Below are 11,675 nucleotides of genomic sequence, written 5' to 3' on the forward strand. Positions count from 1 at the left end.
CAACCTCACCCTCGCCGGATAAGCGAGCAGGCCGCACGGCAGCCCGCCATGCCCGAGGCCACTCGAAGATCATTTACGGGACAACCCTTAGGCCGGCCATCCCCCAACTCCGTATCAGCCGGGGTCGGCACCTGACATGTCCGCCCCGGCTGATACGGCCTTCCCGGGCCGGGATCCGGGAAGCGCTGTACCGGCCCCGCTTCTTCGGCCGCTCACCCCTGAGGTGATGCTGCACGCCCCGTGGCGGCACAACACCGACAAGCCCGACCCGTATGAGAATCACAGGGAACCCCGGGAAACGCGGCCCGCTCCCCCATGTCCGTGTCACGCGCGCGAGGACGTGCGCACGGTCAACGCCGCCGGGACGGTCAGCTGGCCCGGCGGCGTGCCATGCGGGGACTCCAGCAGTACCACCAGCGCGGCGACCGCGCGCTCCCCGATCACCTCCGGCCGCAGGGTCACGGTGCTCACCGCCGGGTCGCCCGCCGCGTACGAGGGGTCCTCGCTCGCGCAGACGAGCCGCAGCTGCTCCGGAATCCGCAGCCGGTGCCGTGCGGCGGCGGCCAGCACCTGGCGGCCGCCGGGGTCGTACACGCAGTACACGGCGTCGGGGCGGCCGGGCCCGGCGAACACGGCGTCGAAGGCGTGCCCCGGGGTGTCCTCTGGGTCGAAGGGGACCACCAGCGGGTCCGCCCCGCACTCGGCGCACCAGCGGACGTAGGCCGAGGTGACGGCCCCGGTGTAGTACTCCCGCCCGTACCCGGAATGCAGCGCGATCCGCCGTGCCCCGGAGGCGGCGAGGTGGTCGAGCACCTCGCGGGTGGTGGCCTCGTGGTCGTTGTCCACCCACGCGTCCGCGGGCCGGGGGTCGGGCGGACGGCCGTCGAAGACCACCGGCAGTCCGCGGGCCCGCAGGGCGCGGAGCACCGGGTCGCCCGCCGGGCTGTCGAGCAGCAGCATCCCGTCGACGGCGAGGGTGTGCCACAGGGGCTCGGCGCCCCGGTCGGCGGGCAGCACGGTGAGGGCGTAGCCGCGGGCGTGGGCGGCCGCGGTGGCGGCGGTCAGCAGCCGGGAGAAGTACGCGATCTCGACGAAGTTCCAGGCCGCGCCCGCGTACGTGGTCACGGCGAGGCCGAGCGTACGGGTGCGGGGGCCCCGGCCGGCGCTGTATCCGAGCGCGGCCGCCACCTCGCGGACCCGGCGGCGGGTGGACTCGCCGACCCGGCCGGTGCCGCCCAGCGCGTGCGAGACGGTCGCGGTGGAGACCTCCGCGGCGCGCGCGATGTCTGCGATGGTCGGTCCGGGCCCGGGCACGGGGTCATCGTACGGACGGCGGTGCGGATTTCGTCGGCCGCTGCGGGTTCTGGTTAAGGGGTTAATCAAACAGTGTCCTGGCCACACCAACGTTTGGAGTGGCCATGACCTCTTCTTCCCCCCTGTCCCGCCGGGGACTCCTCACGGCCGCCGGGGCCGTCGGCGCGGCGGGCGCGGCCGGTCTGCTGGGGGCCGGCCCCGCGGCCGCGGCCGCCCCGAGCGGCGGGCGCGGCTCGGCCGCCCTGGTGATCCACAACGCCAGGGTGTTCACGGGGACCACCGGCGGCGGGGCCCCGGTGGAGGCCGTCGCGGTCGGACGGGACGGAAAGATCCTGGCCACCGGGAGCGGTTCGGCGCTGCGGCGGCACGCCGGGCGGGACACCGAGGTCGTCGACGCGCGCGGGAACACCGTGATGAGCGGCATCCACGACGGGCACGTGCACCCGCTGGGCGCCGGCGACCGGTCCCTGCGGCCCTCGCTGGACGGGGCGGAGACCACCGTGCCCGAGCTCCGGGAGCTGCTGGCCGGCTTCCTGGCCGATACCGGCGGCGCGGGGGCGGAGCCGGACCGCTGGCTGGTCGTGGAGGACTGGAACCCGGTCGGACTGCTGCCGGCCGGGAGCGTGCCGCACCACTCGATGCTGGACGCGCTGGCGACCCGCAGGCCCGTCGCGCTGGTCGGCGGCGACGGGCACAACCTCTGGGCGAACCGGCGGGCCCTGGAGATCGCCGGGATCACGGCGGCCACCCCGGACCCGGTGGGCGGCCGGATCGTGAAGGGGCCTGACGGGGAGCCCACGGGCGTCCTGAAGGACGACGCGCAGGACCTGGTGAAGCGGCACGTCCCGGAGCCCTCCCGGGCGGAACTGGTCGCGGCCTGCGCCAAGGTGCTGGAGCTGGCGGCCGCGTCCGGGGTCACGACGATGATGGACGCGCTGGTGGGACGGCACGAGCTGGAGCTCTACCAGGCCCTGGCGGCGGCGGGGAAGCTGCCTCAGCGGATCGTGCCGGCGATCCGGCTGGACGCCGGGCAGACCAAGGACCCGGCGGGCGCGCTGGCGTACGCGCGCGGGCTGCGGAAGGACTTCGAGGGGGTACGGGGCCTCCGGTTCGGGATGGTCAAGGTGTTCCTGGACGGGGTGATCGAGTACCCGGCGCAGACGGCCGCACTGCTGGAGCCGTACCTGGACGGGAACGGGAAGCCGACCGGCAACCGGGGCGAGCTGTACACCTCGGCGGCCGACTACGGCCGGCTGACGGCGGCGTTCAACGGGGCCGGCTGGCAGATGCACGCCCACGGGCTGGGCGACCGGGCGGTGCGCACGGCCCTCGACGCGTACGCGTACGCCCGCCGGGCGACCGGGCAGCGGGACCCGCGCAATGCGGTCGCGCACCTCCAGCTCGTGGACCCGGCGGACCTGCGGCGCTTCGCGCAGCTGGGCGTGGCGGCCTGTATGCAGCTCCAGTGGGCCGCACAGGACACCTGGACGATGGAGGCGCTGCTTCCGTACATCGGGCCGGAGCGCCACCGGTGGATGTACCCGGCGCGCAGCCTGGAGCGGGCGGGGGCCCGGCTGACCGGCGGCTCGGACTGGCCGGTGGACGCGCTCCAGGTGTGGAACCAGCTGAGGACCGCGATCGACCGGCAGGGCGCGTACGGCACGGGCGAGCTGTACCGGGAGCTGGAGGGGCTGGGCCGGGCCTCGGTCCTGCGGATGCACACGGCTGGGACGGCGTGGCAGCTGAGGCAGGAGGGGCTGACGGGGACGGTGGAGCCGGGCAAGGCGGCGGACCTGGTGCTGCTGGACCGGGATGTGACCCGCTGTCCGGTGGCCGACATCAGCGGGACCGGCGTACGGATGACCCTGATCGGCGGCCGGGTGGTGCACGACGCGGACTCGGCGGCCGGCCGGGCCGCGGCGGCCCGGGTGGCCCGCGCGGGATCCGGACCGCGCCCGGCCTCGTACGCGGCGGTGCACGGCGGACGGCACCACGCCTGCGGGCACTGACCCGGGGCGGGGGCTCGGCCGGCGGCCCGGGAGCGGGGGCGGGTGAGGGGGCGTACGAGGGCGCGCAAGAGGGCGCACGAGGTCGTGACGAGCGGCCCAGGCGTCGACGGCGGCGCCGGGCCGGCGTCGGCTGCGCAGGCCGGAGCAACTCCTCGACGCCGCCCAGGAAGAGCTTCCATCCCCTTTGTCCGTATCGGAGCGGGAGCAGCCCACCCGCCTCCCCAGCCGGATCGTCACGCACCACGCACCTTCCGGTCCGGCGATGAGGCGGGGTGGAACTGACGGCCGGTAACACCCTTCTGCCACACCCGACGCAGGGGTCATCTCATATCTGAGATACGGTTCACCCATGGCAGACGACTACCTCGTACGTATCGGCAAGCTCATCCGTGACGCCCGGCAACACCGGGGCTGGACACAGAGTCAGCTCGCGGATGCGCTCGGCACCAGCCAGAGCGCAGTGAACCGGATCGAGCGCGGCAACCAGAACATCAGCCTTGAGATGATCGCCCGAATCGGTGAAGCTCTCGACAGCGAGATCGTCTCTCTGGGCTATGCCGGCCCGATGCACCTGCGGGTCGTCGGCGGCCGTCGGCTGTCCGGCGCCATCGACGTCAAGACGAGCAAGAACGCGTGCGTGGCGCTGCTGTGCGCCACGCTGCTCAACAAGGGCCGTACGGTGCTGCGCCGGGTCGCGCGCATCGAGGAGGTCTACCGGCTCCTGGAGGTCCTGAACTCCATCGGCGTCCGCACCCGCTGGATCAACGAGGGCGTGGACCTGGAGATCGTCCCGCCGGCCCGCCTCGACATGGACGCCATGGACGCGGACGCGGCCCGCCGCACCCGGAGCATCATCATGTTCCTGGGCCCGCTGCTGCACCGGATGGACCAGTTCCGCCTGCCGTACGCCGGCGGCTGTGACCTCGGCACCCGCACCATCGAGCCGCACATGATCGCCCTGCGCCGCTTCGGCCTGGACATCACCGCGACCGAGGGCATCTACCACGCGAAGGTGGAGGCGGGGGTCGCCCCGGGCCGCCCCATCGTGCTGACCGAGCGCGGGGACACGGTCACCGAGAACGCGCTGCTGGCCGCCGCCCGGCACGACGGCGTCACCGTCATCCGCAACGCCTCCTCCAACTACATGGTCCAGGACCTGTGCTTCTTCCTGGAGGCGCTCGGCGTCGAGGTCGAGGGCATCGGCACGACCACCCTCACCGTCCACGGCGTCCCGAACATCGACGTGGACGTGGACTACTCCCCCTCCGAGGACCCGGTCGAGGCGATGAGCCTGCTCGCCGCCGCCGTGGTCACGGAGTCGGAGCTGACGATCCGCCGGGTCCCGATCGAGTTCATGGAGATCGAGCTCGCGGTGCTGGAGGAGATGGGCCTCGACCACGACCGCTCGGCGGAGTACACGGCGGACAACGGCCGCACCCGCCTGATCGACCTGACGGTCCGCCCCTCGAAGCTCGAAGCCCCGATCGACAAGATCCACCCGATGCCGTTCCCCGGGCTGAACATCGACAACGTGCCGTTCTTCGCGGCCATCGCGGCCGTCGCCCAGGGCCAGACCCTGATCCACGACTGGGTGTACGACAACCGCGCCATCTACCTGACGGACCTGAACCGCCTCGGCGGCCGACTCCAACTCCTGGACCCCCACCGCGTCCTGGTCGAGGGCCCCACCCGCTGGCGCGCGGCGGAGATGATGTGCCCGCCGGCCCTGCGCCCGGCCGTGGTCGTCCTCCTGGCGATGATGGCGGCGGAGGGCACCTCGGTGCTGCGCAACGTCTACGTCATCAACCGCGGCTACGAGGAACTGGCCGAGCGCCTCAACTCGGTGGGCGCCCAGATCGAGATCTTCCGCGACATCTAGGAGCCGGACGCAAGGCATCGACGACTGACGAAGTCCCAGTTGACGCAGGGCCCCGCCAGAGCCACCCTTCGGGTTCGGCCGGCGGGGTTTCTGCATGCCCGGGCGCCGGACCCGGCTCCGGGCCCGCCTGCACCGTGGCGGGGGCCCCGGTGGGGCCCGGTGGGGCGTCAGCGCAGTGGCGTCGTCCAGGTGCGGGCGTCGTACGGGGTGAGGCCCGGGGAGATCTCGAACGTCAGCGCCTCGGCTCCGGCCGCGGGTAGGAAGCCGAATTCGGCCGTCGCGGTGTCCCCCGGCCGGAGGGTGCCCTCGAACGGGCGCGGGAGCTCCCGGTCGTGGATCCCCCAGAGGTGCCCGGCGGTGCGGTGGTCGGTCGCCGTGGGGATCGCCTTGCCCAGGTCGAGCGGTTCGTCGGAGCGGTTCACCACCGTCACCTTCAGCCGGACCCCGGCCCGCAGCGGACCGTCCGCCACCGGCCCCTCCCGCACCGGCTGGTAGGCGGCGAGGTCCCGTACCGTCACCTCGACGCCGCTGTCGTACGTGTACGTCGTACCGAACGGCATGGCCCCCGCGGCGCCCGGGAGCGGAGCCGAGGACTCCGGCACCGGGACGAGGGGGATCGGCGTGCTCGCGGACAGTCCGCCCCCGCCGCCGCCCTCCCACTCGGTCAACGAGCGCAGGGTGGACGCCAGTCCGTACAGGGAGAGCCCGAGCGCAAGGATGCCGACGGCCGTGCCGACGGCCGCGAGCGCCTTGTGCGGCGCGCCCCGGAAGGCCCGCGAGCAGGCCACCAGGCCGAACACCAGGGCCGCCAGGCCCAGCGGGAAACCCACCCAGAACAGGAGCCGTTCGCCGGCGACCAGAGCGCCGAGCGCGCCGAGCACGAGGGCCAGTACCGCCTGGCCGTTCGTTTCCTGCGGCGGTACGGCCCGGGGCTGCTGGGGCGGGGACGGGGCAAAGGGATTCAGGGGCTCGCTCATCGGTTGCCGAAGTCCTCAGGTGCATGTCAGGGAAAGTGACGTGAAACAGCTTCACACAGGGCCGGCACGGCACGCGCACGAGCGGCAGTGCCTGCAACACCCGGCCACGGAGGGGCAACCCGACCCGGCGGATTTCAGCCGGTCGGCGTAACGGTCCTGGGCGCCGTCGGTACGGGCCGTGCAGAATCAGCCCCGTCGGTACGGTGTCGAGGGGGCGGCCATGGCAGTGGAAACGCATACGGAATCCGGTACGGAGGTTCCCGCGCTCGCGGGGGTCCCGCTGCTCGGCTCCCTGTTCGACCTGAAATCGGACTCGCTCGGGACCTACCTGCGCGCGCAGCAGCGGCACGGCGACGTCGTACGGATCACCGCCGGCCCGCCCGGGCTGCGCTCCGAGCTCTACTGCGTCTTCTCCGCGGAGGGCGCACAGCAGGTCCTGGCCGCGGAGTCGGCCAACTTCCGCAAGGACAACAGCTTTTACCAGGAGCTCCGGGACTCCTTCGGGAACGGCCTGCTGACCAGCCAGGACGAGGACTACCTGCGCCAGCGGCGGCTGGTCCAGCCGCTGTTCACCAAGCGCCGGGTGGACGGCTACGCCGACGCCGTCGCCGCCGAGACCCGGGCCGTCGTCGCGGGCTGGCAGCAGGCCCCCGGCTCCGTGGTCGACGTCGGCGAGGAGATGATGCGGCTCGCCCTGCGCGCGGTCGCCCGCATCCTCTTCGGCACCGACGTGGACGCCACCGTCGACGTCGTCAACCGGTGTTTCCCCGTCATCACGGAGTACGTGCTGCGCCGCGGCTACTCCCCCGCCAACATCCCGCGCACCTGGCCCACCCCGGGCAACAAGCGGGCGGCCGCCGCGATGGACGAGCTGTACGCGGTGTGCGACGAGATCATCGCCGAGCGGCGGGGCGGGACCGCGGCCGGGGGCGAGGACCTGCTGAGCCTGCTCGCCGCCGCCACGAGCACGGACGACGGGGAGTTCGACGCCGCCGAACTGCGCGACCAGGTGCTGATCTTCCTGCTCGCCGGGCACGAGACGACCGCCACCTCGCTCGCGTTCTCACTGCACCTGCTGGCCCGCCACCCCGAGCAGCAGGCGCGGGCCCGCGAGGAGGTCTCCCGTGTACTGGGCGACCGTACGCCGCAGGCCGCCGACCTGGAACGGCTCCCGTACCTCACGCAGGTCCTCAAGGAGGCGATGCGGCTCTACCCGGCGGCGCCGGTCATCGGCCGCAGCTCGGTCGCGGCCACCGAGGTCGGGGGCCGGACCATCCCGGCGGGCGCGGACGTGATCCTGGCCCCGTGGGTGACGCACCGCCACCCACGGTACTGGCCGGACCCGGACCGCTTCGACCCGGACCGGTTCACCCCGGAGGCGGAGGCGGCCCGCCCCCGGTACTCCTGGTTCCCGTTCGGCGGAGGCCCGCGCGCCTGCATCGGGCAGCACTTCTCGATGCTGGAGTCGGTGATCGCGCTGGCGATGATCCTGCGGGCGTACGAGTTCGAGGCCGTCGACACCGACGTCCCCGTCAGCGCCGGGATCACCTTGCGGGCGGACGGACCGATGCGCTGCCGGGTCCGCGGCGCGGCCGGGTAGCGCCGGCGCGAGGGCTCCGGCCGACCGCGAGCGGTACGTGGTCCGGGTCTGCCGGCGGTGCGGCCCCCACCGGGAGGGCGGGGTTCAGACGGCCGCCCGGGTGTGGTTGCCCTTGAGGCGTTCGAGGTCCGAGGGACGGACCTGGATGGCGGTCAGCGCGATGAGCGCCGCGATCAGGGCGAAGGCCGCCGCGACGATGAACGCGGCGCTCACGCCCGAGGTGAGCACCTGGTCGCCCCAGGGGTCCGGGAGCCGGCCCGTGCGCAGGAACAGGGCCTTCTGGACGGGGCCGGCCTGGCTCAGGAAGGCCGGGACCTGGGTGTGGGCCTCGTTGCGGCTGGCCGTGCCGAAGACCGTGACCAGGATGGACAGGCCCAGCGATCCGCCCACCTGCTGCGTCGTGTTGAGCAGTCCGGACGCCGCGCCCGACTCCCGGTCGGCGACGTTGGACAGGGCCATCAGGGTCAGCGAGACGAACTGCATGCCCATGCCGACGCTGAACACGAGTATCGGGCCCAGGATGCTGCCGAGGTACGTCGAGTGGACGTCGGTCTGCGTCAGCCAGGCCAGCCCGGCCGCCGAGCACAGCGCGCCCGTCACCATGAAGGGTTTCGGCCCGACCTTGGGCAGCAGCTGGGAGGTGATGCCCGCGCCGACGGCTATGACGACGCTCACCGGCAGGAATGCGAGGCCTGCCTGGATCGGGCTGAAATCCAGTACGTTCTGCACGAACAGGGTCAGGAAGAAGAACATGCCGAACATCGCGCAGGCGAGGAAGAGCATGATCCCGTACGAGCCGGCCCGGTTGCGGTCGGCGAACATGTGCAGCGGGGTGATCGGCTGCGGCGAGCGCCGCTCGTTGAGGAAGAACAGCAGGAGCAGGACCACGGCCGCGCCGAACGATCCGAGGGTGATCGGGTCGGTCCAGCCCTCCTGGGAGGCGCGGATGAACCCGTAGACGAGCGCGACCATGCCGCACGTGCCCAGCAGCGCGCCGGCGAGGTCGAAGTGTCCGGGATGGCGTTCGGACTCGCGGATGACGCGCGTGGCCATGAAGGCGATGGCCAGGGCGATCGGGACGTTGACGAAGAACACCCAGCGCCAGTTGAGCCATTCGACGAGGATGCCGCCGGCCAGCAGCCCGATCGCGCCGCCGCCCGCCGAGACCGCGGCGAAGACGCCGAACGCCCGGTTGCGCGCCGGGCCTTCCCGGAAGGTGGTGGTGATCAGGGCCAGAGCGGTCGGGGAGGCGATGGCGCCGCCGACGCCCTGCAGGGCCCGGGCGCCCATCAGCTGGCCCTCGCTCTGTGCGAGTCCGCCGAGCAGGGAGGCCAGGCCGAAGAGCAGCACGCCGGAGATGAACACGCGTTTGCGGCCGAGGATGTCGCCGGTGCGTCCACCGAGGAGGAGCAGTCCGCCGAAGCTGAGGGTGTAGGCGTTGACGACCCAGGACAGGCTCTCGGTGGAGAAGCCGAGGCCGGTCTGGATGTGTGGCAGCGCGATGTTCACGATGGTGATGTCGAGAACGACCATGAGCTGGCAAGAGGCGATGACGAACAGGGCGAGCCCGTTGCCGCTCCCTCGGACCCTGCCGTCGGTCCCGGTGCTGGTCGGCGTCGTGTTCCCGTGCACCTTTTCGACGCTAAACCTGCAACCGGGGGTGCACCACTCGAATGGCCTAGGCTGCATGACATATACAGTGTGCCATTTCACATGCCACACTGCGATCATGGATGATTTCCTCAGGCTCTCCGCGAGCACCGGCCGCTTCACGTACGGCGCCCCGCGCGCGTTCTCCTTCGGGGACGACGGCCGGCTGCTCTGGTTCCTCCGCTCCACCGGCCCCTGCGACCCCTTCGACAGCCTCTGGGTCCTGGACACCGCCACCGGCACCGAGACCCGGCTCGCCGACCCCCGCGAGCTGTCCCCCCAGCCGGGCACCCTGCCGGCAGCCGAGCGCCGGCTGCGGGAGCGGATCCGGCTCGTCGCCGCCGGGATCGGCTCGTACGCGCTCTCCGGCGACGGCCGCAGCGCGGTGTTCCCGCTGTACGGGCGGCTGTACCGGGTCACCTACGAGGGCGCGGCCGAAAGCATGCCCGAGGAGATCCCGGCCGCCGGGCCCGCCCTCGACCCCCGCCTCAACGCCGACGGCTCCCGCACCGCGTACGTCGCCGACGACGCCCTCCACCTCTTCCCCGGCGGCCGGGTCAGCCCCGCCGACGGGGCCCGCTGGGGCGTCGCGGAGTTTGCCGCCGCCGAGGAGCTGGGCCGGGACCGGGGCCACTGGTGGTCCCCCGACGGGGAGACGCTGCTCGCCGCCCGCGTCTGCGAGTCCGCCCTCCAGCGGCGCCACTTCGCCGACCCCGCGCATCCCGAGCTCCCGGCCGAGGACTTCGCCTATCCCGAGGCGGGCGGTCCCAACGCCGAGGTGCAGCTGTGGGTGCTCGGCCCGGACAGACCCCGGGTACGGCTCGACTGGGACGCCGCGACGTACCCGTACGTCTCCGACGTCGCCTGGGACGCCGATGACACAGCGGCCGGTGAGATCCTGCTGACCGTCCAGGACCGGCTCCAGCAGTGCGTCCTGCTGCTCTCCGCCGACCCGGCCACCGGCCGGACCCGGGAGCTGTCCCGCACCACGCACCCCCACTGGGTCGACCCGCTGCTGCCCGGCACCCCGGCCAGGCTCGCCGACGGCCGGATCCTGACCGCCGCCGACACCACGGGCGGGGCCGCCCGCGCCCTCGCCGTCGACGGGAAACTGCTCACCGGGGACGGCATCCAGGTCCGCCGGGTGGCCGGCACCCACGGGGACCGGCTGCTGATCGAGGCCGGGCAGCGCGACCCCGCCGAGCAGCAGGTCCTGCTCCTCGACCCCGACACGGGAGAGCTGACCCCGCTGGCCGACGGGCCCGGTGTGCACGGTGTTCAGGCCGGTGCCGGGGCGCTGCTGCTGACCACCGCCGACGCCGACGGGGTGCGCCGCAGCGTACGCACCGCCGACGGGCGGGAGTTCACCCCCGCGGACCTGTCGCAGCCGCTGCCGTACCGGGTGGTGCCGGTGCTGGAGCGGGTCACCGAGCACGCCGTCCCCACCTCGGTCGTGTTCCCCCGCGGCCACGTCCCCGGCCGGCGGCTGCCCGTCCTCATGGACAGCTACGGCGGCCCCGGCTTCCAGGACGTGTCCGCCGAGCCGCGCCGCTGGCAGCACCGCCAGTGGTGGGCCGACCGGGGCTTCGCCGTCGTGACCGTCGACAACCGCGGGACCCCGTACGTCTCGCCCGCCTTCACGCACGCCATGTACCGCGGGTTCTCGGAGGTCACCCTGGACGACCAGGTCGCGGCCCTGCACGCGCTCGCCGAACGCCACCCGGACCTGGACCTCGGCCGGGTCGGGGTACGCGGCTGGTCGTACGGCGGCTACCTGTCCGCGTTGGCGGTGCTGCGCCGCCCGGACGTCTTCCACGCTGCGGCCGCCGGAGCCGCGCCGACCGACTTCCGGCACTACGACACGGCGTACACCGAGCGCTACCTCGGACTGCCGCAGGAACACCCCGACGTGTACGAGCGCGACTCGCTGATCCCGGACGCGCCGAACCTGACCCGGCCGCTGCTGCTGATCACGGGTCTGGCCGACGACAACGTCCACCCCTCGCACACCCTGCGCCTCTCCCAGGCCCTGACGGACGCGGGGCGCCCGCACCAGCTCCTGGCCCTGCCCGGCGTCACACACATGACCCCGAACGGCACGAAGGAGAAGCTCATGGCGCTGGAACTGGAATTCTTCCGCCGGGAACTCGCCTAGTGCTGTGACCGCATAGGTTCGCCGGGTTGGTGGTCGTGGCGGTTGGATGTGCGGTGACGTTCATTTCGACCGCTGGAGGCGCGGTGGCTGA

At 73.0% G+C, this 11,675-nt stretch carries 7 protein-coding genes; 4 read left to right on the forward strand and 3 right to left on the reverse strand.

The genetic code is table 11. The annotated features are described in order from the left end of the window. Positions 1-324: 324 nt before the first annotated feature. A complete protein-coding gene (locus tag ABTY04_RS39055; RefSeq protein WP_352218183.1) occupies positions 325-1,314 on the reverse strand; it encodes a LacI family DNA-binding transcriptional regulator in 990 nt (329 codons plus the stop codon). Between the two features lie 104 nt (positions 1,315-1,418). Between ABTY04_RS39055 and ABTY04_RS39060 the strand changes: the two genes are divergently transcribed. Continuing rightward, on the forward strand, positions 1,419-3,323 hold the full coding sequence (locus tag ABTY04_RS39060) for an amidohydrolase (RefSeq protein WP_352218184.1): 1,905 nt from the start codon (positions 1,419-1,421) through the stop codon (positions 3,321-3,323). A 349-nt stretch (positions 3,324-3,672) separates the two neighbouring features. Then, a complete protein-coding gene (locus tag ABTY04_RS39065; protein ID WP_352218185.1) occupies positions 3,673-5,202 on the forward strand; it encodes a helix-turn-helix domain-containing protein in 1,530 nt (509 codons plus the stop codon). 167 nt (positions 5,203-5,369) lie between these two features. Here ABTY04_RS39065 and ABTY04_RS39070 read toward each other — a convergent pair whose 3' ends face one another. After that, positions 5,370-6,179 (reverse strand): hypothetical protein, encoded by an 810-nt coding sequence (locus tag ABTY04_RS39070; protein ID WP_352218186.1) that lies wholly within the window; start codon positions 6,177-6,179, stop codon positions 5,370-5,372. A gap of 220 nt (positions 6,180-6,399) precedes the next feature. Here ABTY04_RS39070 and ABTY04_RS39075 point away from each other — a divergent pair, with 220 nt between their 5' ends. Continuing rightward, positions 6,400-7,779, forward strand: coding sequence for a cytochrome P450 (locus ABTY04_RS39075; RefSeq protein ID WP_352218187.1), 1,380 nt, complete (start codon positions 6,400-6,402; stop codon positions 7,777-7,779). Between the two features lie 84 nt (positions 7,780-7,863). Here the strand turns inward: ABTY04_RS39075 and ABTY04_RS39080 are convergent, their stop codons facing one another. Further along, positions 7,864-9,411 carry an MFS transporter gene (locus tag ABTY04_RS39080; protein WP_352218188.1) on the reverse strand — a complete coding sequence of 516 codons (1,548 nt, stop codon included), beginning with the start codon at positions 9,409-9,411 and terminating at the stop codon, positions 7,864-7,866. A gap of 97 nt (positions 9,412-9,508) precedes the next feature. On the opposite strand from ABTY04_RS39080, the gene ABTY04_RS39085 reads away from it, so the two are divergent. Then, positions 9,509-11,584 carry a S9 family peptidase gene (locus ABTY04_RS39085; protein WP_352218189.1) on the forward strand — a complete coding sequence of 692 codons (2,076 nt, stop codon included), beginning with the start codon at positions 9,509-9,511 and terminating at the stop codon, positions 11,582-11,584. Positions 11,585-11,675 lie beyond the last annotated feature (91 nt).

It is taken from the genome of Streptomyces sp. NPDC097981, from assembly GCF_040302565.1.
Taxonomy (GTDB): domain Bacteria; phylum Actinomycetota; class Actinomycetes; order Streptomycetales; family Streptomycetaceae; genus Streptomyces.

Coding starts and splice junctions, on each gene's coding strand:
- ABTY04_RS39060 (WP_352218184.1), top strand. CDS start 1,419: ATGACCTCTTCTTCCCCCCTGTCCCGCCGGGGACTCCTCACGGCCGCC.
- ABTY04_RS39065 (WP_352218185.1), top strand. CDS start 3,673: ATGGCAGACGACTACCTCGTACGTATCGGCAAGCTCATCCGTGACGCC.
- ABTY04_RS39070 (WP_352218186.1), bottom strand. CDS start 6,179: ATGAGCGAGCCCCTGAATCCCTTTGCCCCGTCCCCGCCCCAGCAGCCC.
- ABTY04_RS39075 (WP_352218187.1), top strand. CDS start 6,400: ATGGCAGTGGAAACGCATACGGAATCCGGTACGGAGGTTCCCGCGCTC.
- ABTY04_RS39085 (WP_352218189.1), top strand. CDS start 9,509: ATGGATGATTTCCTCAGGCTCTCCGCGAGCACCGGCCGCTTCACGTAC.